The organism is Streptomyces europaeiscabiei (assembly GCF_036346855.1).
Lineage (GTDB): Bacteria > Actinomycetota > Actinomycetes > Streptomycetales > Streptomycetaceae > Streptomyces > Streptomyces europaeiscabiei.
The window spans coordinates 10,453,191-10,474,566 of sequence record NZ_CP107841.1; the positions used below are offsets into that span (position 1 = coordinate 10,453,191).

Here is a 21,376-nt window from a genome sequence, read left to right on the forward strand (position 1 = left end):
CCACCGAAGGCTGAAGGAAGACGCCCGTGAACATCGTCGTACTCGTCAAGCAGGTGCCGGACACCGGTGCCGAACGCACCCTGTCCCCGGCCGACCACCGCCTCGACCGCGAGGACGCCGATCTCGTTCTGGACGAGATCAACGAGCGCGCCGCCGAAGAGGCCCTGAGTCTCAAGGAGACGGTGGACGCCCACATCACCGTCGTCTCCATGGGACCCGACTCCGCGCTCGAAGCCGTACGCAAGGTTCTGGCGATGGGCGCCGACCGGGGCATCCACGTCTGCGACGACCGCCTGCGCGGCGCGGACGTAGTGACCACCGCTAAGGTCCTGGCGGCCGCCGTACGGACCGTGGAGAACGTCGACCTGGTACTCGCCGGCGACGCGACCACCGACGGTCGGGCGAGCGCGGTCCCCGCAGTCGTCGCGGACCTGCTCGCCCTGCCGCAGGTGACCCACGTACGGAAGCTCGATGTGGACGCCGGGCGGGTGCGCGGCGAGCGTGAGACCGAGAACGGCGAGGCGACGCTGGACGCCCCGCTGCCCGCGCTGGTCAGTGTCACCGAGAAGATCAACGAGCCGCGCTATCCCTCGTTCAAGGGGATCATGGCCGCGAAGAAGAAGCCGGTGGACACGGTCGGCCTCGACGACCTGTTCCCGGACGCGGACGACGCCGCGTTCCTCGTGACGCGCACCCGTGTGCTGGAGGCCGTCCCGCGGCCCCCACGGTCAGCCGGAACCCGCGTCACGGACGACGGCTCGGCAGGCCGGCAGCTCGCCGCGTACCTGATCGCCCAGAAGCTCGTCTGAACCACCCGAACAGGAAACAGGCACCGATGCCCGATGTCCTCGTACTCGTCGACCACGACGGGGAACGTGTCAACAAGTACACATACGAACTCCTGGCCGCCGCGCGGCGGCTGGGGGACCCGGCCGCCGTTGTCGTGGGAACTCCCGGCACGGCGGCGCGTCTCAGGAAATCCCTCGCCCGTCACGGCGCCGCGAGTGTTCATGCGGCGGAGTCCACCGAAGCGGCCGAGTTCCTGGTCACGCCCGCCGTGGACGCCCTGGAGCTCGCGGTGCGCGAGACCTCTCCCGCCGCCGTGCTCGCTTCCGCGACGACGGACGGCGGGGAGGTGGCGGCGCGTCTGGCCGCGCGGCTGGAGGCCGGGTTGCTGATCGACGCCGTCGACCTGGACGCCTCCGGTGTGGTCACCCAGATCGCCTTCGGGGGCTCGTACACCGTGCGCTCCCAGGTAACCCACGGCATACCGGTGATCACCGTACGCCCAGGGGCCTTCGAGCCGGAGGAGCATCCCGGCGGGGCCGTGGAGCGGACGCTGGCCCTGCCGGTCGTCGACCCCACGACCTCCGCTCGTGTCACGGACCGGCGCGCCGCACCCGCGGGCGACAGGCCGGGGCTCACCGAGGCTGCCGTCGTCGTCTCCGGAGGCCGAGGTGTCGGAGGAGCGGACGGCTTCGAGGTGGTGGAGGCACTGGCGGACGCTTTCGGAGGCGCGGTCGGCGCCTCGCGTGCCGCGGTGGACGCCGGCTACTACCCGCACCAGTTCCAGGTCGGGCAGACCGGCAAGTCCGTGTCCCCTCAGCTGTACATAGCCCTGGGTATCTCCGGGGCGATCCAGCACCTCGCCGGAATGCAGACGTCCAAGACGATCGTCGCGGTCAACAAGGACCCGGAGGCGCCCATCCTCGACCTCGCCGACTACGGTGTGGTGGGCGACCTGTTCGCGGTGACTCCCCAGCTCACACAGGAAGTCGCCGCCCGCCGCGCCGTCGATTGAGGTGCTGCGCGACCGGAGGGGGCGGCCGACGGCCGCCCCCTCCGGCCATTCGCTGACTGCGGTGAGCGTTCACCTGCGGCAACCCCGAGACCGATGCCAGCCCTGAGACCGGGCATTGAGACACCGACCATGGGGGAGGACCCCATGCGATACATCGGGAAACCCGGGTCCTGCTGCGATGTGTACATCGACGCCGATCCCACGCGGGTGAGGGCGTTGGTGACGGACATTGCTCTGCCGGCCCGCCTGAGCCCTGAGCCCTGAGCCCTGAGCCCTGAGCTGCAGCGTGTGGAATGGCTCGACGGCGCCGAGGCGCCCGCACCGGGAGCCCGTTTCGCGGGGTACAACCACCACCGGATGATCGACGAGTGGCGGAAGGTGTCGCACATCGCCGAGCTGGAGGAACAGCGTGCTTCGGCTGGGCGGTCGTTGATCCGGACGGCCGCTACGGTGACCCGGTCGTGGACCCCGCGAAGCCCCTGCCACATGGCGCTTCGAATTCGGGCCCGAAGGGACCGGCACGAGGCTGAAACGGTCTGCCTGGTGGGGACCGGGCCGTTCCGGGGTCGATCCGGCCATGGAGCCCAGACCGGAGCGGGACAAGGAGATCGTGGCCTTCCGGCTGGCGGAGCTTCGCACGAACAATGGGAGCAGCCTTGTACGGCATCAGGGCGCTTGCCGAAGCAACCAGCCAGCCAGATCTGTCGCGACCGGCGCAGATCAGAGCCGGTTGGCCCACGTCAGCCATGCTCTCAAGTCGGCCTACGCATGAGCCCCTACTACCAAGAGGGCGGCCGGTTCGTCGGACGTTCCGCACAGCTGCAGGGTGCGCGAGTCCGCTCACCGAGGCCGCCCGGTGCGAGGCGAACCTGTGCGCGGCAGCCGACGGGGCGCACCGCGAGCGCGACGGCAGCTCCCACGGTAGTCCTGGCCGCCGGGCTGAGGCTGTTCTGTGAACCTGTACCCAACTACCGTCGCCTTTCCGGCCTTCAGGTCGCCTGGTAGTTGAAGAACCCTTGTCCCGACTTGCGCCCCAACAGGCCCGACTCGACCATGCGGCGCAGCAACGGGGGAGGGGCATACAGCGGTTCGCGGTACTCCTCGTACAGTGCCTCACCTATCGCCGCGACGGTGTCCAGGCCGATGAGGTCGGCGAGGCGCAGTGGGCCCATGGGGTGGGCGCAGCCGGCGGTCATCCCGGTGTCGATGTCCTCGGCCGTCGCCGTGCCGGAGCTGACCATCCTTACCGCTGCCAACAGGTAGGGAACCAGGAGGGAGTTCACCACGAAGCCGGCGCGGTCCTGCGTGACGATCGTCCTCTTGCCCAGAGTCTCGTCGGCGAAGGCCCGCACAAGCAGTTCGGTGACCTTCGAGGTGTGCAGCGAGGGGATTATCTCGACCAGTGGCATGACAGGGACCGGGTTGAAGAAGTGCAGGCCGACCACCGACTCCGGCCGTCCGGTCGCTGCCGCGAGCCGGGCGATGGGGATCGAGGAGGTGTTGCTGGCGAGTACGGCGGCCGGATCGGTGACCACCTCGTCGAGCTGCCGGAAGAGCGCCGTCTTGGCCTGCTCGTCCTCCACGGCCGCCTCGATCACCAGGTTCGCCCCGGACAGGTGGGAGAGGTCCCCGGTGGCTGAGATCCCGGCCAGCGCATGGGCACGGTCCTCCGAGGTGAGGGTGCCGCGTTTCTCCGCCTTGAGCAGGGAGTCGGCCACGCCGGCCAGACCGGCACGGGCCCTGTCCTCGGTCACGTCGCACAAGGTGACGCGCAGGCCGGCCCGGGCGCAGACCTCGGTGATGCCCCGGCCCATCTGCCCGGCGCCGACGACGCCCACGTGCTTGATCGATGTCATGCGTTCCTCCGCCTGTCCTTCTCCGTCCGGCGGCAGTCGACGGACGCCGCCACGGTCTGTTGTTGCCGAGTCGAGCCTAGGCCGGTCGCACCCCCTCTGAGCTGCTCGGACGGTGCGTTTCCCGCGTACAAAGATGCGCCGGTTCGGTGTCGGTCGGCGGTGCGGCGGGGAAGCCCCGCCGTCAAGATCAGGGATGGGCCCGGCGCCTGGAGAGGCGAGCCCGAGGAGGTGGTCGTGGGAGCGAGGACGGCACGACCGGACGGGGACATGACGGCACTGGCGGGGAGTGGGCCGAGGCACCCCGCGAAGGCCGCGGATCGCCAAGCTCGCCCCATGCCGTCCGCCTGCCGGCGCAACCGCGGCTTCAGCCGGCGGCGATCGTGGCGGCGGCCGCCTCCCGCAGGCGGCGGATCACGCCGCGCACGGCGGGGGAGGTCTCGCCTCTGCGGTAGGCGCCCACCAGTCGCGTGGTCAGCGGTACGTCCGCCAGCGGGCGGTAGGCCACTCCGGGGATCTGCACGCGGCGCAGCGACTCGGGGACCAGGGCCACCGCGAGACCACCGCCCACCAGTGTCAGAGCCGCGATGAAGTCCCGTACCGGGGGAGCGCACCGTGGGCTGAAACCACCCCGCTCCGCCACCTCCAGGATCTGGTCCCGGCAGCCGTACTCCTCGTCGAAGTGCGGGGCCACGAACTGCTCGTCGCGCAGCTGCGCCGCCGGTACCGCCTCGTACGCCGCCAGCGGCGCGTCGGTCGGCAGCGCCAGGACGACCTCCTCGGTGAGCAGACAGATGGCCGTGACCTCGGGCGGGTACTCCGGCCGCCAGCGCAGGAAACCGACGTCGATGTCCCCGCAGGCCAGTGCTTCCAGCTGCGCCGGGGTCTCCAACTCGCGTACCTGCAGGGTGAGCTGCGTGCCGGGGGCCGCACAGCGGGTGAGGACGTCGGTCAGTACTCCGGAGAAGGCGGCCGAGGCGACGTACGCGATCTGGGCGTGCCCCAGCTCCCCGCGGCCTGCACGTCGTCCCACGGCCTCGGCCCGCGCGGCCTGGGCGAGGGTCAGCCGCGCCTCGTCGAGGAACAGTCGCCCGGCGCTGGTGAGTGCCGGGCGGGTGCGTCGTCCGCGGTCGATCAGGCGGACGCCCAGGTGCGACTCCAGCGCCCTGATCTGGGCGCTGAGTGCCGACGGAGCGAGATGCAGACGGTCCGACGCCCGTGCGAAGTGCAGTTCCTCCGCGACGGTGACGAACGATTCCAGCCAGCGCAGTTCCACCGGCCCCTCCGTCCTGCTGGGCGTGTGCTCAGGCCTGCACCGGCCGAGTGTACGGCCGGTGGGTCGGGACACCCCGCGGCGGCGTCAGGGCAGAACAGGACCGCCGCGGGGTGAGTACGGTACGCCGTGGTTCAGGGGATGACGACGTAGTTGCTGAATCCGCCGTCGCGGTCCTCCAGGCCCGAGATCGCCTCGTTGACCCTGGACAGCGGGAAGGGCTTGACCTGCAGGTAGGACAGGTCCAGAGCGCCCGTGGCCACCATGTCGGCGAGTTCCTGCCCCTGAGCGGTGCTGAACCAGTTCGAGCCGATCAGCTGGACCTGCTCGTCCATGAGCCACTTCACGTCCACGGGCAGCCGGTCGGCCACGCCCCCGACGTTGACCACCTTGCCGCCCCGCCGGACGCCCTGCATGGAGTCGAGCATCGTCTCCACCGGGGCCTTGGCACCCAGCGCGCTGATGACATAGTCCGCGCCCTCGCCGCCGGTGCGGGACTTCGCCCACTCACCGGTGGAGCCGTCACCCAGCCGGAAGACCTCGACCCGCTCCGGGTCCAGTTCCTTGACGCGCTTGAGGAGTTCCTCGTTCCGGCCGGTCCCGAGAACCCGCGAGGCACCGGAGGCCAGCGCGAGCACGGTTGAGGCGACCCCGAGGGTTCCGGTGACCCCGTCGATCAGCGCGACCTGGCCGGGGCCGGCGGCGGCGTTCTTGAGGGCTCCGTAGGAGGTGCCGATGTAACCCAGCTTGCCGGCCTGCTCGAACGTCATGGTGTCCGGGAGGTTGACGATCGAGTACTGCGGGGCGGTCATGTACTCGGCGAAGCCGCCGTAGGGGTAGAGGTCGAAGATCCGCTGGCCGTCACGTGAGGTGCTGAAGTAGCCGTTCAACGTGAAGTAGCGGCACCGGCTCAGTTCGCCGCCCCGGCACACCTGGCAACTGCCGCAGGAACGCAGGGGGTTGACGTAGACCCGGTCGCCCGGCTTGGTGTGCAGCACCGCCTCGCCGACCGCTTCGACCACACCGGCGGCGTCCAGGCCGAAGATGGCGGGGAACTTCGGCAACGGCTGGTGCGGGAACCACGTGGGCCAGTTGTTGATCACGTTGGCCATGTTCGGCACGATCCCGCACGCCTTCACCCGCACCAGTACGTCGGTCGGGCGCGGCGTCGGCACGTCGATCGTGTCCACCGACATCGGCTCACCGAGCGCGTGCAGTCGTGCAGCGAGCATTTTCGCCATTGACATACTCCTCGGAACTGCTCCGTCCCGGGCGGCCGGGGGCGGAGACATCAAGAATTCCCTACGAACTCAGGAATTGGGGAAAGGGTTCGGGTAGTTTTCCTCAAGGTCGATGCCGAGCAGTCCCATGATGCGGACGCCGGAGTTGTACCAGGCGATGGACAACGACAGTTCGACCATCTGCTTGTCCGTCAGGCGGTCGGCGGCGGCACGCCAGGTCTCCTCCGAGACATCGACCCGGAGTGTGGATTCCTTGGCGAGACGCATCACCGCCTTCTCCGTGTCGTCGAACAGACCGGACGACTCGAAGGCGGCCACCGCCGCGAGCTGTTCCGCCGTGAGCCCGGCCTTGAGCCCGTGCGACTGGTGGTGCGCGACCTCGTACGCCGACCGGGTCGCGTATCCCACGGTCAGGATGGCCAGCTCCCGCAGCTTGGGGCTGAGGTCGGCGGCCCGCAGCGAGTTGGCGTAGGTCAGGAAGGCGTCCAGCTGGGTCGGCGCGTTGGTCAGGGCGAGGAAGATGTTCGCCGTAGGGACCTTGCGTTCGGCTTCCAGCCGGTCGTACAGGGGCTTCTGCGACTCGTCGGCGTCCTCGCGGCGCAGATAGGGGACGCGTGCCATGGGTGTCTCCTCGGGGGACGAAAGGATCAGCGGGTGGACTGGGGCTGTTCGCGCAGGAACCGCTCCAGCGACATGGGATTCGGCGGCTCGGCCGGCGGAGTCTGCTTGACGCCGACGAAGGGCGACGCCTCGAAGTACCACTTCTCCAGCGCCGGCAGGCCCCAGCGGGCGTTGGTGCTCAGCGATCCCGCGTCCCAGCGCACCGGCTCGATCTCGGTGTCGATCGTCTGGTAGTGGCTGTTGAAGACCTCCACCCGGTGCCCGTCGGGGTCGCGGAGGTAGGCGAAGAGCATCCCGCCCGGACCGTGACGGCCGGGGCCGCGCTCCACGCCCTCGCCGTAGCCATGGATGCCCGCGAAGTCGCAGGAGGTGAAGATGTCGTGACTCTCCGAGACGGTGTACGCGAAGTGGTGCAGGGCGGGCCCGGTGTTCTCGACGATCGCCAGGTCCAGGCACGTGCCCTTGCGGTACATGAACGCGCCCAGCAGCTTGTCGCCGTGCGCCAGGTACTCGGAGTTGCGGAAGCCCAGCTCGCCGTAGAACGCGCACAGCTCGTAGGTGTCGGGCGCGAAGGTCTGGTAGTGATCGAGCCGCTGCGCGTGCGCGCCCTTGTGGAGCTGGAAGTCGATGTGCAGCCTCGGCCGGGTCTCCATGTGCGCGCAGAGTTCGAGCGGAGTGCCGATGGGGTCGCTGACGTGCAGGGTGCGGCCCTGGTACGGGGCGTCGACCCACTCTGCGGGCAGTCCCCGCTCACGGAACCAGTCGTACGCGATGTCGAGGTCCTCGTCGAAGAAGACCCGGAAACCGATCCTCCTGCTGGAGCCCGCGCCCTCTTCGTCCAGTTCCAGGACGAGGCTGTGGTGGCAGGCTTCCGACAGGCCGCGGAGGTAGCAGGTGCGCTCGTCCTGGTCGCTGACGACGAGTCCCAGCACGTTCACGTAGAAGTTCCGGCTCTCGGCCAGATCGGCGACGGTGAGCCGGACGTGGCTGGAGCGGGTGATGTTGAAACTCGGGCGCAGATTGACGGGTGGCAGCATGCTGGTCTCCGTGCTCGGATCGGCTCTGGATTTCGCTGACTTTAATACTTCGAGACCCTTTTGCGGCTTGGCTGCAAGGGCCTCGGATTTATGGCTCGGCCGTGAAGGCAGCGGATCCGGCGAATGTGAAGGCGGACCACCCGCTGAATTCCGCGGATTCACCGAGGGACTCCTCGATGCGCAGAACCTCGTTCCACTTGGCCATGCGCTCGGAGCGGGTGAACGAGCCCACCTTCAACTGGCCGGCGTCCCAGCCGACGCTCAGATGGGCGATGGTGATGTCCTCGGTCTCGCCGGAACGCGCCGAGACGATCGTGCCGAATCCGGCTTCCTTCCCGGCCCGCAGTGCCTGGAGCGCCTCCGTGACCGTACCGGCCTGGTTCGGCTTGACGAGGACGGCGTTCACCGCTCCGACGGTGGCTGCGGTCTCCACCCGCTTCGCGTTCGTGACCAGGTAGTCGTCGCCGATCACCTGGCAGCGGTCGCCGTAGCGCCGGGTGAACTCCAGCATGCCGTCGTGGTCGTCCTCGCCCACCGGGTCCTCGACGGACAGGATCGGATACTGCTCGATCCAGCCGCCCAGCATGTCGATCAACGCCGCGGTGTCCAGAGTGCGGTCGTCCAGGGCCAGGGTGTACCGCCCGCCGCTGCCGAACTGTGAGGCCGCGACGTCCAGCGAGATGCCCACCTCGGTCGAGGGAGCGAAGCCCGCGGTCTCGATGGCGCGGGTCAGCATCTCCAGCGCCTCCTCGTTGGAGTCGAAGGCCGGCCAGAAGCCGCCCTCGTCGGCCACGCCCTGGGCCTTCCCCGCCGCGCGCATCAGGCTCCCGGCCGCCCGGTAGATCTCCGCGGTCCAGTCCAGGGCCTCGGAGAAACTGTCCGCCGCCGGGCACATCACCATGAAGTCCTGCACGTCGACCCGCCGGTCCGCGTGGGCGCCGCCGCCGAAGATCTGGATCTCGGGCAGCGGTATACGGACCGGGCGTTCGCCCGCCAGATGCTTCCACAGCGGGACGCCCGCCGATGCGGCGGCGGCGTGCAGGACGGCCATGGACGTGGCCACGATCGCGTTGCCGCCGAGACGGCTGCGGTCCGGAGTTGCGTCGAGGTCCACCAGAAGCCGGTCGACGGCCTCCTGGTCACTCGCGTCACGGTCGGCGAGAGCGGGTGCGATCTCGCCGTTCACCGAGCCCACCGCGCGCCGGACGTCGAGCCCGCCGAAGCGGCTGCCTCCGTCGCGCAGGTCGAGTGCCTCGCCCCGGCCCGTCGAAGCCCCCGCCGGCGCGATGGCCCGCCCGACCGAGCCGTCCGCGAGGTGCACCTCGACCTCGACGGTCGGCCGACCACGTGAATCCCACACTCTGCGGCCGTGGAGCTTGGCGATCCGCGCGTCTGTCATGCGGTGCAACCTTTCGGAGTTCGGACGATCCGGGTGATGGCCGGGATGCCCGTGCCTGTCATCGGGGGTGGGACGTCCGCACGGCCGAAGGCGTACGGAGGCCATCACTGACGGACGAGCGCGGGCGGACCCCGAGGGGGCGCCACCCGGATCGATACGAGGGCGTTGCGAGCGAGCGAAGGGTCGTACCACTCTCTTCGTCGCAGTGCTAACGATAGCGCAATCCTGCGAACTGTCGACGGTGATGTCAAGGGGCGAGTTGTGCTCCACCCTTATCGGTCTGCCGTGTGACTCTGCCTCTTGGGTCACCTTGAAGTGAATGCTATCGTTCGCACGATCCTGCTCCGGCAAGGACTCCGACGGGCCCGCACGCTTCCTGGACGGACGGACAGCACAGGAAGGGGCGGGCCCGCCGGGCCGGGCCGCGGCCGAAAGGAAAGTGAGCCCGATATGGCAACCGAGCCCTCTGTGGCGCCGATGACACTCACCACTGTGGTGGCCAGTACGCGTCCCGGGCGTGTGGGAAGGTCCGTCGCGGACTGGTTCACCACCCGGTCCGCTGAGTGCGACCAGTTCGAGTCGCACACCGTCGACCTGCGGGAACTCGCCCTTCCCTTCTTCGACGAGCCGCATCCGCCCGCCCTGCGGCAGTACACGAAGAGCCACACCCGCCAGTGGAGCCGGATCGTCGAGGCGTCGGACGCGTTCGTCTTCGTCACCCCCGAGTACAACGGCGGCTTCCCCGCCCCGCTGAAGAACGCGTGGGACTACCTCGCCGTGGAATGGCACCACAAGCCGGCCGCGTTCGTCAGCTACGGAGGCGTCTCGGCGGGCACCCGGGCGGTACAGATGGGCAAGCAGGTCGTGGCGAACCTCAGGATGCTGCCGATCGGCCCGACCGTGAGCATCCCGTTCGTCAACGAACGCGTCGAGGACGGCGCTTTCCGGCCCGGCAAGATCCATGAGGCGGCGGCCGAGCAGATGCTCGACGAACTCGTGCGTACCGCCCGTGTCATGCGCCGACTGCGCGGCGGAACGTACTGAACTGCCGCCGGATTCGGTGGGTTCGTGCGAAGACGCCCGGAGCGGTGGGCTCCGGGCGCCTTCCGCGTGTGCGGGTGCGGCTGCCCCTGGTTCAGAGGGACCTGGGGCTGCCCCGGTTCAGAGGGACCTGGGGCTGCCCCAGGGTCAGAGGGACCTGGACGAAGGCTTTCCGCCGGGGGATGCCGTACTGCCGCGCAGGATCAGTGATCCGACGGAGACCGACGTGTACGGACCGTCGTTGCCCGGTTTGGTCTTGAGGCGACGCATCAGCCACAGTGCGCAGCCGGTGGCCATCTCCTGGATGGGTAGGCCGATCGTGGTGAGTCCGGGACCCCACCAGGAGAAGCCCGGCTCGTCTCCGAACCCGATCACGGACAGCTTCGCGGGCACTTTCACACCCTGCTCGGACAGTTCTTCCAGAACCCCCCGGGTGAGCTGGATCGATCCCAGCACGAGCGCGGTGGGGGCGTCCGGGTCCTTCAGCAGCCGACGCATCGCCTGGCGGCCGTGGTCCACGGACGACGGCGGTCCCAGCTCCGTGCGACCGGCGTCGTCCGGCAGGCCGCCTTCGCGCAGAGCGCTGCGGAAGCCGCGCAGACGTTCCGAGCCCGTGGGCAGTTCCTCGGGGCCGCCCATGTACGCGATACGCGTGTGGCCCTGGGTCACCAGGTGGGCCGTGGCCTGGCGCAGCGCCTCGTGGTCGTCCACGCCGAACCACTGGGAGCCGAGCGAGGGGTGGCGGCGCAGCAGTTGCAGGTGCGGCACCGTGCGCAGGAGCTTGACGGAGTCGTTGTGCGGGCGCGCGGTGGGCACGATGATGACGCCTGCCACCCGGGTCGCGGACAGCTCCCGCAGATGGCGCAGCTCCACCATCCGGTCGTCGTCGGTCTCCGCGAGCATCAGCTGGAAGCCCTCGGCCTCCATGTTCTTGGACAGCTCGTGTGCGATGGTCGAGTAGAAGCTGTTGCGGATGTCCGGGATCACCAGTGCGACCACGTTGCTGGAGGCTCCGCGCATCATCCGGGCCGCGCGGTTGCCGACGTACCCCATCTCGGAAGCGGTTCGGCGGACCTTGAACTTGGTCTCCTCGCTGATGCGGGGATCGTCGGCGAGGGCCCGGCCGACCGTCGAGACGGAGACGCCGAGGCGTTCGGCGATGTCTTTGGTCGTGATCACGTAAGGGCCCCTTCGAGCTGGCTGATCCCGTGCCGTCACTTTCCGTGTGCCAACGATAGCGCTTGTGTTGCGCTCCGCGGCCAAGAGGGAGGGGTCGCGAGATTGATCGTTCGTTGCGTGCTAACGTTAGCATTGATGGATGAGTCGTGCAGCCGTATGCGGCTGCCTAGTTGCGGAGGTTTCCGTGCGCATCATCAGGTATGCCGTCGGCGGTGTGCGTCACTACGGAGAACTCGTATCCGGTGACGCCGGGATCGCGAGATTCGAGGGGGATCCCTTCACCGGGATGATCCCCGCCGGCCACGTCGACAAAATCGGCGACGTGGTCATTCTCCCGCCGCTCGAACGGCCCCGGATCTTCGGGTTCGCCTACAACTACGCCTCGCACGTAGACGAGACCGACCGTGAGCTTCCGGAAGTTCCCGTGTGTTTTATGAAGCCGAGCACCGCGGTGGTGGGTCCGGACGACTCCATCGTCTATCCGGCGGATGGTGAACTGATCCATTTCGAAGGCGAGTTGGTCGTCGTCATCGGAAAGGAAGCCCGTCATGTGAAGCCCTCCGAGGCCCACGAGTACATCCTCGGCTACACGTGCGGCAATGACGTCAGCGACCGCGTCGTCCAGCGCAGGGAAAGCGCGTACGGCACGCTTCTCATCGGGAAGGGACAGGACACCTTCGCTCCCCTCGGACCCGTCATCGAGACCGAACTCGACCCTTCGGCGCTGTCGCTGACGACCCGTGTGAACGGCGCCGTCATGCAGTCGGCGAGCACGGCCGACCTGCTGCTCTCCGTTCCCGACATCGTCAGCTACCTCAGCCGCTACGTCACCTTGCTGCCCGGAGACGCGATCATGACCGGTACGCCGTCAGGTGTCGGGCCGATCCGTCCCGGAGACGTGGTCGAGGTGGAGATCGAGGGTATCGGTGTTCTGCGTAACCCGGTGGTGGCCGAGAGCCTCTGACTTCGCCCGCCGGCGACCACACACAGGGGCCTGCCCACCGCTCGGCGGTGGGCAGGCCCCTGTGGAATGTCGGGGGTGCCTCCCCGCGTCCCCGTAGGGGCGCGGGGACGTGACGTGTGCGGCTCCGCCGGGTGGGAGCGGCCGGCCCCACCAGCCCGCAGGTTCTAGCGGAGCGCTTGGCGGGCCGCGTTGTTGAACTGCGAGGTGCGGACGAAGGCCAGGGCGGCGACGCCCACCAGAGGCAGGACCGTGACCTGCAGCAGCCCGGCCCGGGTCCAGCCGAAGGAGTCCACCAGGGCTGCGAAGAGCAGGCCCGAGAACGCAGCAGGTCCGTAGTAGCTGGTGACGAAGAGGCCGGAGGCGCGTCCGATCTGTCCGGGGCGGACGGCCCGCTGCATCGCGCTGTTGGTGTTGGGGTAGATGAAGCCCAGCCCGAAGGCGCCCATGAGGAAGGCGAACAGGCACTGCACGCCTACGCCGGCCTGCGTCTCGTAGATGCACACACTGATGGCGGAGACGGACAGCAGGCTCAGGATCAGCAGGTTGCGCTGGTTGAAGCGGTCGCCGAGCCAACCGCCGAAGATGGCTGTCATGCCGCCGAAGCCGAGGAAGCTCATGGACAGTGCGGCCTGTCCGGGGGTGTAGTGCAGCGAGGTGATGAGGAACGTCGGGTAGAGGCCGAGGAACCCATAGATGGCCACGCCGCTGATGACCGAGTGGACGGCGAGTGCGACGGTGTTGCGGTTGTAGGCGGAGGACGGCATGTACTCGTAGGTCCTGGTCGAGGCGGCCTTCTCGACGGAGTGCTCGGTCAGGCCGGCCTTCACGAGGAACAGGGAGGCGGCGGCGATCAGCAGCCCGGCCGCGCCGAACAGGTAGAAGGGCGAGTGCCAGGTGCCGTGGGTGCTCATGAGCTGGACGCCGATCAGCGGGGCCATGAACACGCCGACCGAGTAGCCCACGCCGATGATGCCGAAGGCGAGGCCGCGCCGGTGGGCGAAGAAGGCGCCGATCGCCGCGAAGATCGCGGCGGACTGCATTCCCTCACCGAAGCCCGAGACGACCCGGTACAGGGTCATGTCGGCGAAACCGGTCGCCAGCGGCGTGGCCATCGTGCCCAGGGAGTAGATCACGATGCTGGTCACCAGCACCGTCTTGCGGCGGAAGCGGTCCAGGAGATAGCCCGCGGGAAGGCCGGCCAGGGCCATGCCGAGGGTGAAGTTCGTCGCCAGCAGCCCGCCCTGCTCCAGGGAGAACCCGTACTCCTCACGGATGTTGGGCAGCAGGGGAGGAAAGACCTGACGGTCCATGGCGTTGACCATGTAGGAGAGGACGATGACCAGGAAGCCCACGCCGATCATGGGGCGGGAAAGGGAGGGTCGGTTGCCTACCTGTGTTTTGCCGGCGGGCACCGCGCTGGTGTCGACTTGCGCTGCGTGAGTCATAGCGGCTCCTGAGAAGGAATGGGCCACGGCGGGCCGCGGCGGTTCCACCGCCGTACGGGGCCGTACGGGCGATGACGAGAAGCGGTGGGCTGAACACGGACTCGAGCCGACGACGGCGATGTGGTCGTCGACTGAGGGAATGAGGGCGACGGAGTCCCGCGCGGTCGGACACCGCATGCGGAATTCAGCCGTATATCGCCCGTCGGGACGTCCGTGGCTATGGCGACTGCGACAGCCGGACTTCGTGCGGACACTTGTCGGTCACACGGTCGGCGCTGGCTGAAACCATGAAGGGAAGTGCCGGGCGCGTCAAGATGCGGACACCGGTTTTCTTCGGTGACTCACGTTTTCCCGTGGCGGAGGGGCTCCCTCGTGCTGACATGGGCCCTGCGATCGGATATCGACGAACAGGTGTACGTCGCACCCTTGACGCGCTGAACGCTCGGAATGCTATCGTTAGCACCATGTGGCTGTGACAAAGTGATTCGACGTGTCCTGGTATCCCGTGATCCGTTCCAGGTGCGTACCGCGGTGCCTGCCCCGACCACAAGTCGGCGAGCACCGACGAGCCCAGTGACCCCCTCAGTCCCACCCAAGGCGGCCGACGGCCCATCGGACGTGCCGGCGGCAGTGGTTCCGGGTGGCGATCAAACCCGCTCACCGGACGCGACCGGGCGTGACGCCCGACCGTCCGTCGCGGCCGTACGACTCTGCGAGGACGACCTGCCATGAACCAATCGAGCCGCCCAGACACCGTGCTGCTCACCGACTACGCCTGGCCCGACGACTCCGTCGAGCGATCCGTCATCGAGGCGGCGGGCCACACTCTGGTGACCGGCCCTGCCGAGCCCGCCTCCGCCGAGGCCATCGAGGAGCTGGTGGCCGAGCACCGGCCCGCCGGGATCCTGACCTGCTGGGCGCCCGTCTCCGCCACCGCGATCGGAACCTCACCGGACCTGCGGATCGTGGCCAGGCTCGGCGTAGGCCTCGACAACATCGCCGTGGAGGCCGCCACCGACCGGGGCGTCTGGGTCACCAATGTTCCCGACTACTGCGTCGAGGAGGTCGCGGACCACGCCGTCGGCATGGTGCTGGCCTGGACACGCGGCCTGGCCCTGTTCGACCGGGACGTCCGTGCGGGCCGTTGGAACCCCGCTGGCGCCCGGCTGCGCCGGCTTTCGACACTGACCTGCGGTGTCGTCGGATACGGACGCATCGGACGCGCGACCGCCGGTCGACTCGGCGCGTTCGGCTGCCGGATCCTGGCCCATGACCCGCACCCGCCGACGGACACCCTTGGAGTGGAGATGGTGGGCCTGGAGGAGCTGCTGCGCCGCAGCGACGTGGTGATCCTCCACGTGCCGCTCACACCGGACACGCACCACATCATCGGATCCGGGCAACTGGCACTGATGCGGCGGGGCGGCCTGCTGGTCAACGTCAGCCGGGGCGGCCTGGTGGACACCGACGCGGTGATCAAGGCGCTCGACAGCGGGCACCTGGACGGAGCCGCCTTCGATGTCCTGGAGAGCGAGCCGCACGTCCCCGACGGACTGCTGGCGCAGCCAGGTGCGCTGCTCACCCCGCACGTCGCCTTCTCCTCCGACTCCTCGGTCACGGAGCTGCGCCGCCGGGCTGCCGAGGAGGTCGTACGGATCCTGGCGGGCCAGGCACCGGCCCACGCCCGCAACAGTCCCCGCGGTCTGCCCGCCGGGTCCGGTGGCCGGTGATGAACCAGCCCTCCGCGCCGATGAGCCCGCACACCGAGCCGGCCGACTTCCTGTTCGCCCAGGGGCTCGCCGAACCAGGTGAGCCCGCGCGCTGGACACCGCTGGCCGGCGGTGTGTCGTCCGACCTGTGGCGAGTGGATCTGCCGGGACGTTCCCTGTGCGTGAAGCGGGCCCTGGCCCGGCTCCGGGTCGCCGCCGACTGGGAAGCACCGGTGTCGCGCAACGCCTACGAATGGGCGTGGATGCGGTTCGCGTCCCGGCACCGGCCGGACAGCGTGCCGGAGCTGCTGGCCCACGACGCCGAGGCCGGCCTCTTCGCGATGGCGTTCCTGCCTCCCGAGCAGTACCCGGTGTGGAAGGCACAGCTGTTCGGCGGCCAGGTGGAGGTGGCGACCGCCGCGGCCGTCGGGGAACTGCTCGGCACCCTGCACGCCGCGAGTGCGGGCGAAGCCGCCCTCGCCGCGGAGTTCGCCACCGACGACAACTTCCACGCGCTGCGCATCGAGCCGTACCTGCTGGCCACCGCAGCGGCGCACCCCGGTCTGGGCGACATCCTCCAGAACCTCGCCGACCGTACGGCCACGACCCACCTGGCCCTGGTGCACGGCGACGTCAGCCCCAAGAACATCCTCGTCGGCCAGGCCGGGCCCGTGCTGCTGGACGCCGAGTGCGCCTGGTACGGCGACCCGGCCTTCGACCTGGCCTTCTGCGTCAACCATCTGCTCCTCAAGAGCCTGGTCATGCCGGGGCACCGAGCCGATCTGCTCGACTCGGCCCGGGCGCTGACGGAGCAGTACGTCCGGTGCGTCGACTGGGAGCCCAGGCAGGCCCTTGAGACGCGGGCCGCGGCGCTGCTCCCGGCACTGCTGCTCGCGCGCGTGGACGGAAAGTCCCCGGCGGAGTACCTCACCGACGACCGGCACCGGCTGTTCGTACGCACCGTGGCGTCCGCCCTGCTGCGGGCGCCCGCCCCAACGGTGGCGGACGCCCTGGACGCCTGGGCGACCGCGCTCGACGCCCCGACCGAGCCCGCCAGTGGTCGGCACGACTGACAGCAACCGATTCGAGGAGTTCGTCGGGCCGGGCGGACCGGGCGGACCCGACGGACCTGAACGAGGAGAGAGAGACGTATGCGCAGAGTCGTCACCGGTCATGACGAGAACGGCAGATCGGTCGTCGTCAGTGACGGCCCCATCCCGCGCAGCCGGGACTTCACCAGCCTCCCGGGCTGGGTCTCCCGCCTGCCGTGGGCCACCGAACCGGGCGAGCGGGTCAGCCGGACCGGCGAGGACCCCACGCCGAAGGTCACCAGCCTCCTCCCGACGCCCGGCGGCACGCGGTTCATCGTCCTTACCTTCCCACCGGACAGCGCGATGGCCGACCCGACGTTCGACCCGGTCGCCTTCGACCGGGAACAGAGGGCGGACTCGCCCGGCATCGCGGACCTCATGGAGCCCGACGGCATGCACACCACGCCGACCGTGGACTACGGCATCGTGCTCCAGGGCGACATCGTCCTCGAACTCGACGACGGCCACCGCACACCCCTCTCGGCAGGGGACATCGTGATCCAGAACGGAACCCGGCACAGCTGGCGCAACCGCAGTGACCAGCCGGTCACCATGGCCTTCGTCCTCGTCGGCGCGGAGCGCGACGGCTGACAGGGGCGGAGCGGTTCCTGGCCCGAATCCGGGTTCGCCCTCTCCGCGTGAGACGACCGCAGTAGGCACGACGGCAGGCGGGCCGAAGGTCCGGGCCGGCGAGCCACCCGCTGCCCACTCTCCTCCTGAACGTGCAGGCGAGCGCCGAGCGGGTACGGGTCCGCGCTCCGCACATACGGATGAAGCCCCACGGCGTCGACGCTCCGTGGGGCTACCGCCGTACGCGGGAGCCGGCCGGAGCCGGGCGCGTGTCAGGCGCCGGTGTCCGGTCCGCCGAAGCCGGCGAGTGTCTTCTCGGCGTACTGGAGGAACGCGCGGGCCCGGTGTGTCGGGATGACGTGCGAGGCATGGGCGATCACGAGCTCGACATCGTCCAGCGGGTCGCTGAGCGGCACGGATGCCAGGGGGAGTCCTTCGACGCTGGTGTCGGTCGGCCAGGTCTGAATCAGTGTGGCGAAGCCGAGACCGCGGGCGACCATGCTGCGGACGGCTTCGATGCTCGAGGTCCGGTACCGGATGTTAGGCCGTGCTCCGGCTAGGGAGAACCAGTGGTCCGCGTTCTGCTGGGCGGGCGGCTCCGCGTGGATGATCAGCGGCTCGTCCGCCAGTTCGGCGAGTGAGACGGACTCGCGCCCCGCCACAGCGTGGTCGGCGGCCACGATGACGTACGGACGGCTTGCGCGGAGCGTCGTACAGGACAGGCCGGCCTCGTCACCGAATGCGTACAGCAAAGCGACATCGCAAGAGCCCTGTGCCAGGGCTTGTCTCATTTCGTTTAGCTGACCCTCGATCAGCTCCAAGTTGACCGCCGGGTGATGCCGGGTGAAACCGTCCACCAGGAGCGGGATCAGGAAAGGCGTCAGGGCGGCATAGCAGCCAACTGTCAAGCGGCCGGCCAGTTGGCCTTCCTCGGCCTGAGCGCCGGCCGTTATCTCGTCGGCCTGAGTCAACATCGCCTGGGCGCGTCCGAGGATCCGGCTGCCCGCCTCGGTGAGAGAGACCCCTTTCGCCCGACGTCGTATCAGCAACTGCACGCCGAGGCGGCGTTCGAGGTCGGCGATCGCCGTCGAGATGCTGGCCTGGGAGGCATGGCACCGCACCGCTGCCGCGCTCATGGAACCGGTGTCCGCCACGGCGACGAAGTATTCCAGCTGGCGGAGGGAAAAATTGGCTGCCATTTCTCTCCTACTGCTATGGGAACTCTCTATAAGCCTTATCGGAAAGTTCTGCTTTTCCTGGATGTAACGCAGATGTCATCCTAAGCCGCAGTTCACCCGTGGAAAAGGCTTGTTTTACGAGCAAGCCCCGGCGCGCTCAACGAGGAGACCTCCATGACCACGCTTCTTGACCCCACCCGATCCGCAGACCGAGGAATTGACGGCAGCGTGCTCGACCGCGTCCGCGCGCTCCTTCCCCAGATCGCCGCACGCTCTGCCGAGGGAGAGGACACCCGGGCGGTTCCGGCGGAGATCGTCGCCGCACTGCGCGAGGCCGGTGTGTTCCGGATGGCCCTGCCCCGGGTGTGGGGTGGAGAAGAGTTCGGGCTGCTGGAAGGCGCCCGGGTGGTGCGGGAGATCGCCCGAGCCGACGGATCGACGGGCTGGACCGTCCAGGCCGCTTCGATGGCATGGTTCTTCGTACGGTCGCTGCCCCGGGAGACGCTGGAGAAAGAGGTGTTCGGAGGTGGAGCGGATCCCATGCTCCGAGGAGCAGTGGCTCCGAAGGGACTGGCGACGCCGGTGAAGGGCGGTTACCGGATCAGTGGCCGATGGCCGCTGGCGAGCGGTCCGTTCACTCCGGACTGGATGCTCGGAGGATTTCTGGTCGAAGGGGCGCCTCCGCTGCCGGACGGCCGCCCGGACATGCGGGTCGCGCTGTTCCGGCCCGAGCAGGTCACCTTCCTCGACACCTGGGACGCGGTCGGCCTGCGCGCCACCCAGAGCACGGACTTCACCATGGACGACGTCTTCGTGCCCGAGCATCACACGGGGCCGATGTTCGGAGGCAACAACATCCCCGCACCCCTTTACGACCTGCCCTACTCGCCCACCGGGGCCTCGCACGACGCCGTCATCCTCGGCGCCCTCGACGGTGCGCTCGCCGATCTTGCCGAACTCGCCGCCACCAAGCGGCCGGCGTTCAACCCGAGGGCCCTCCTCGGTGAGGACCCGGTGTTCCAGGAGGAGTTCGCCGAGCTGCATCTGCGGGCGGGGGCCTTGGCTGCCCTGTCGGAGCAGACCGGACGCATCGTCATGGACCGTGCGCTCAAGGGTGAGGCGCCCACCGCGGCCGAGTGGTTCAGCTACAAGGGCACCACCCAGCACATCCATCACGAGGGCATCCGGATCCTCAACGAGATCATGACCCTCTCGGGCAGCGCGGGCCTCTACAGCGCCAGTCCGCTCCAGCGCCGCTGGCGCGATGTCCGCTGCGTCTCCCAGCACGTGGTCGGCAACACGGGAGCGATGCGCCGGCTCGGCGCGGTCCTGTCGGGACGGGACTGACATGCCTCTCAACCCTTCCGAGGAAGCAATGCATACGCGACTGACCCCCCTATCGCGAACCTCCGAGAGCCACGCCGAAGCTCGGCCGCACCGCACACACCGACACCGGAAGGGTGGCCCCCGATGAGCCCTCTGCATGCGACACCGACCAACCCTGCCCTGCTGCGTCAGGCATTCGGATGCTTCCCGTCCGGGGTGACAGCCGTGTGCGCACTCGACTCCGGCACCCCGGTGGGCATGGCCGCGAGCACATTCACCCCCGTCTCCCTGACACCTGCCCTGATATCGGTCTGTGTGCAGGACACTTCCACGACCTGGCCGAAACTGCGACGGCGAAGCCACGTCGGCGTGAGCGTGCTCGCGCAGGGACAGGACGAGATCTGCCGGTCCCTGGCCGGCAAGGAGGGCGACCGGTTCGCGGGAGTCGACTGGGACGCCAACGACGACGGCAGCGTGTACATCCACGGCGCAAGTCTCTGGTTGAACTGCTCACTGCACGCCGAACTCCCCGGCGGTGACCACACGATCGTCCTCCTGGAAATCCAGGGCCTGCAGGCCCAACCCGACAGAGAACCTCTGGTGTTCCACAACAGCAGGTTCCGACGCCTGGCCGTCTCATGAGCAGGCGGCCGCTGCGAGGGGCGCACGATGCCCGCCCGTAGTCCGATGCTGTGAGGGCCACCGCCGGCCGCAGACGATGTCAGACCCATCGTCTGCGGCCATGGCGATGTCTGGCGGTCACCATCGCGGTCTGCGCCTGCCGGGTACTGAACTGGCCGACGTGATGTCGTTGGAGGAATCACGCCGACGCGAAGTGCAAGCGGACTGCCTCTCGTTCGACCGCGACCGGCTTTTGGGGCGCCCCGAGGTGCTCGGACAGCGGTCCCCATGAGCACTTGTGGAAGCGGCGCCCGATCAGCGTCTTCGCATGAACACGACGTCAGGGCCTGCCCTGTCTGTCTCCGCTGAGTTCGGAGGGCGGCGACGAAGTGCCCGGCTCCGGGCCCGCCCGGCACGCCGCAGTGGCAGGAGACTTCGCGGCCCCGAGAACGCGAGCGGCGGACTCCGCGGCTCTTCGGATTTAGGTCAGCGCGTCCCGAACCGGTCGTCCTTCCCGGGGGACATCTGGACTCGACCCAAGGCCGTGTCCTGCCTTCCCCCGGTGACCGGTCATGACGTCTGACCGCCTGCGGACAGCGCCTTACAGCGTGGCGCGGGGACGGTCGACGGCTCGCTTCCCTGACCTTCACCGATCCCTGCCCCGACCGGGAGAGTTCCCGCACAGGCAGTGACCGCCGCGCGGAGGACCTGTGCCGCCACTCATGCCCTTTCACGTGCCGATGCCCCGTCTGTACGTCCACTCCGCAGCAGTTGGCTCGTCCGGAGCACGCTGTACGCCCTGCTGTTCGTGCTGCTGACGTGCCTCGGTGAATCAACACGATCTGCCGGAGTCACCTGCTTGCTCAGCCACAGTGTCGAGTGCAGTCACTCTGCCCGCAGAGGGCTCCGACGGCGAGACTCTCGATCCGTCCGAGTCTCCCGACCGCTGCCACGACCCCCGCCTCGGAAAAGCTGTCTTCCCACATGCGTCCCCTCGGGTCCTACCGCGCGCCCTCGTCGCGCTGTC

The 21,376-nt window shown here is 68.9% G+C and carries 18 protein-coding genes; 9 read left to right on the forward strand and 9 right to left on the reverse strand.

The window, feature by feature from the left end; genetic code table 11:
* The first annotated feature begins 26 nt into the window (after nucleotides 1–26).
* Both OG858_RS45460 and OG858_RS45465 read left to right on the forward strand, forming a co-directional pair.
* On the forward strand, nucleotides 27–809 hold the full coding sequence (locus OG858_RS45460; protein ID WP_086748749.1) for an electron transfer flavoprotein subunit beta/FixA family protein: 783 nt from the start codon (nucleotides 27–29) through the stop codon (nucleotides 807–809).
* Between the two features lie 26 nt (nucleotides 810–835).
* A complete protein-coding gene (locus tag OG858_RS45465) occupies nucleotides 836–1,801 on the forward strand; it encodes an electron transfer flavoprotein subunit alpha/FixB family protein (protein ID WP_086748748.1) in 966 nt (321 codons plus the stop codon).
* 989 nt (nucleotides 1,802–2,790) lie between these two features.
* Here OG858_RS45465 and OG858_RS45470 read toward each other — a convergent pair.
* The 6 genes from OG858_RS45470 to eno form a co-directional block, all read right to left on the reverse strand.
* Nucleotides 2,791–3,657 (reverse strand): 3-hydroxybutyryl-CoA dehydrogenase, encoded by an 867-nt coding sequence (locus OG858_RS45470; RefSeq protein ID WP_086748747.1) that lies wholly within the window; start codon nucleotides 3,655–3,657, stop codon nucleotides 2,791–2,793.
* 364 nt (nucleotides 3,658–4,021) lie between these two features.
* Nucleotides 4,022–4,930: a LysR substrate-binding domain-containing protein gene (locus OG858_RS45475; protein ID WP_086748746.1), complete on the reverse strand. Its 909-nt coding sequence runs from the start codon at nucleotides 4,928–4,930 to the stop codon at nucleotides 4,022–4,024.
* A 131-nt stretch (nucleotides 4,931–5,061) separates the two neighbouring features.
* Nucleotides 5,062–6,168, reverse strand: a complete 1,107-nt coding sequence (locus tag OG858_RS45480; protein WP_327725913.1) for an alcohol dehydrogenase catalytic domain-containing protein — start codon at nucleotides 6,166–6,168, stop codon at nucleotides 5,062–5,064.
* 69 nt (nucleotides 6,169–6,237) lie between these two features.
* Complete coding sequence (locus OG858_RS45485; RefSeq protein WP_086748744.1) at nucleotides 6,238–6,789, reverse strand: carboxymuconolactone decarboxylase family protein; 552 nt, start codon at nucleotides 6,787–6,789, stop codon at nucleotides 6,238–6,240.
* Between the two features lie 26 nt (nucleotides 6,790–6,815).
* Complete coding sequence (locus OG858_RS45490; protein WP_328543775.1) at nucleotides 6,816–7,826, reverse strand: VOC family protein; 1,011 nt, start codon at nucleotides 7,824–7,826, stop codon at nucleotides 6,816–6,818.
* 88 nt (nucleotides 7,827–7,914) lie between these two features.
* On the reverse strand, nucleotides 7,915–9,225 hold the full coding sequence (gene eno / locus OG858_RS45495; protein WP_319267243.1) for a phosphopyruvate hydratase: 1,311 nt from the start codon (nucleotides 9,223–9,225) through the stop codon (nucleotides 7,915–7,917).
* A 477-nt stretch (nucleotides 9,226–9,702) separates the two neighbouring features.
* Here eno and OG858_RS45500 point away from each other — a divergent pair, with 477 nt between their 5' ends.
* Nucleotides 9,703–10,269, forward strand: coding sequence for an NADPH-dependent FMN reductase (locus OG858_RS45500; protein ID WP_319267241.1), 567 nt, complete (start codon nucleotides 9,703–9,705; stop codon nucleotides 10,267–10,269).
* A gap of 144 nt (nucleotides 10,270–10,413) precedes the next feature.
* Here the strand turns inward: OG858_RS45500 and OG858_RS45505 are convergent, their stop codons facing one another.
* Nucleotides 10,414–11,445, reverse strand: coding sequence for a LacI family DNA-binding transcriptional regulator (locus OG858_RS45505; RefSeq protein ID WP_086748740.1), 1,032 nt, complete (start codon nucleotides 11,443–11,445; stop codon nucleotides 10,414–10,416).
* Between the two features lie 184 nt (nucleotides 11,446–11,629).
* On the opposite strand from OG858_RS45505, the gene OG858_RS45510 reads away from it, so the two are divergent.
* Nucleotides 11,630–12,409, forward strand: coding sequence for a fumarylacetoacetate hydrolase family protein (locus OG858_RS45510; protein ID WP_086748739.1), 780 nt, complete (start codon nucleotides 11,630–11,632; stop codon nucleotides 12,407–12,409).
* A 164-nt stretch (nucleotides 12,410–12,573) separates the two neighbouring features.
* On the opposite strand, the gene OG858_RS45515 is transcribed toward OG858_RS45510, so the two are convergent.
* The gene (locus tag OG858_RS45515; RefSeq protein ID WP_327745681.1) at nucleotides 12,574–13,854 is read right to left on the reverse strand and encodes an MFS transporter; all 1,281 of its coding nucleotides are present in this window, start codon (nucleotides 13,852–13,854) and stop codon (nucleotides 12,574–12,576) included.
* Nucleotides 13,855–14,582: 728 nt separating this feature from the next.
* Between OG858_RS45515 and OG858_RS45520 the strand changes: the two genes are divergently transcribed.
* From OG858_RS45520 to OG858_RS45530, 3 genes are all read left to right on the forward strand, one after another.
* Nucleotides 14,583–15,584 (forward strand): C-terminal binding protein, encoded by a 1,002-nt coding sequence (locus tag OG858_RS45520; RefSeq protein WP_319267237.1) that lies wholly within the window; start codon nucleotides 14,583–14,585, stop codon nucleotides 15,582–15,584.
* Nucleotides 15,584–16,636 carry a phosphotransferase family protein gene (locus OG858_RS45525; protein WP_327725915.1) on the forward strand — a complete coding sequence of 351 codons (1,053 nt, stop codon included), beginning with the start codon at nucleotides 15,584–15,586 and terminating at the stop codon, nucleotides 16,634–16,636. The genes OG858_RS45520 and OG858_RS45525 overlap by 1 nt, the downstream gene beginning before the upstream one ends.
* Before the next feature lie 78 nt (nucleotides 16,637–16,714).
* The gene (locus OG858_RS45530) at nucleotides 16,715–17,245 is read left to right on the forward strand and encodes a cupin domain-containing protein (protein ID WP_327745683.1); all 531 of its coding nucleotides are present in this window, start codon (nucleotides 16,715–16,717) and stop codon (nucleotides 17,243–17,245) included.
* Between the two features lie 251 nt (nucleotides 17,246–17,496).
* On the opposite strand, the gene OG858_RS45535 is transcribed toward OG858_RS45530, so the two are convergent.
* A complete protein-coding gene (locus OG858_RS45535; RefSeq protein ID WP_086748735.1) occupies nucleotides 17,497–18,423 on the reverse strand; it encodes a LysR family transcriptional regulator in 927 nt (308 codons plus the stop codon).
* Nucleotides 18,424–18,576: 153 nt separating this feature from the next.
* Between OG858_RS45535 and OG858_RS45540 the strand changes: the two genes are divergently transcribed.
* Entirely contained in the window at nucleotides 18,577–19,749 is a 1,173-nt protein-coding gene (locus OG858_RS45540) for an acyl-CoA dehydrogenase family protein (protein WP_328543773.1), read from the forward strand.
* Between the two features lie 123 nt (nucleotides 19,750–19,872).
* Nucleotides 19,873–20,370 (forward strand): flavin reductase family protein, encoded by a 498-nt coding sequence (locus tag OG858_RS45545; protein WP_086748733.1) that lies wholly within the window; start codon nucleotides 19,873–19,875, stop codon nucleotides 20,368–20,370.
* The last annotated feature ends 1,006 nt before the right edge of the window (nucleotides 20,371–21,376 follow it).

Excerpts from the sequence above, each read along its gene's own strand:
- OG858_RS45515 (WP_327745681.1), bottom strand. The coding sequence starts at position 13,854 with ATGACTCACGCAGCGCAAGTCGACACCAGCGCGGTGCCCGCCGGCAAA.
- OG858_RS45525 (WP_327725915.1), top strand. The coding sequence starts at position 15,584 with ATGAACCAGCCCTCCGCGCCGATGAGCCCGCACACCGAGCCGGCCGAC.
- OG858_RS45500 (WP_319267241.1), top strand. The coding sequence starts at position 9,703 with ATGACACTCACCACTGTGGTGGCCAGTACGCGTCCCGGGCGTGTGGGA.
- OG858_RS45535 (WP_086748735.1), bottom strand. The coding sequence starts at position 18,423 with ATGGCAGCCAATTTTTCCCTCCGCCAGCTGGAATACTTCGTCGCCGTG.
- OG858_RS45545 (WP_086748733.1), top strand. The coding sequence starts at position 19,873 with ATGAGCCCTCTGCATGCGACACCGACCAACCCTGCCCTGCTGCGTCAG.
- OG858_RS45485 (WP_086748744.1), bottom strand. The coding sequence starts at position 6,789 with ATGGCACGCGTCCCCTATCTGCGCCGCGAGGACGCCGACGAGTCGCAG.
- OG858_RS45490 (WP_328543775.1), bottom strand. The coding sequence starts at position 7,826 with ATGCTGCCACCCGTCAATCTGCGCCCGAGTTTCAACATCACCCGCTCC.
- OG858_RS45520 (WP_319267237.1), top strand. The coding sequence starts at position 14,583 with ATGAACCAATCGAGCCGCCCAGACACCGTGCTGCTCACCGACTACGCC.
- OG858_RS45540 (WP_328543773.1), top strand. The coding sequence starts at position 18,577 with ATGACCACGCTTCTTGACCCCACCCGATCCGCAGACCGAGGAATTGAC.
- OG858_RS45530 (WP_327745683.1), top strand. The coding sequence starts at position 16,715 with ATGCGCAGAGTCGTCACCGGTCATGACGAGAACGGCAGATCGGTCGTC.
- eno (WP_319267243.1), bottom strand. The coding sequence starts at position 9,225 with ATGACAGACGCGCGGATCGCCAAGCTCCACGGCCGCAGAGTGTGGGAT.
- OG858_RS45480 (WP_327725913.1), bottom strand. The coding sequence starts at position 6,168 with ATGGCGAAAATGCTCGCTGCACGACTGCACGCGCTCGGTGAGCCGATG.
- OG858_RS45470 (WP_086748747.1), bottom strand. The coding sequence starts at position 3,657 with ATGACATCGATCAAGCACGTGGGCGTCGTCGGCGCCGGGCAGATGGGC.
- OG858_RS45465 (WP_086748748.1), top strand. The coding sequence starts at position 836 with ATGCCCGATGTCCTCGTACTCGTCGACCACGACGGGGAACGTGTCAAC.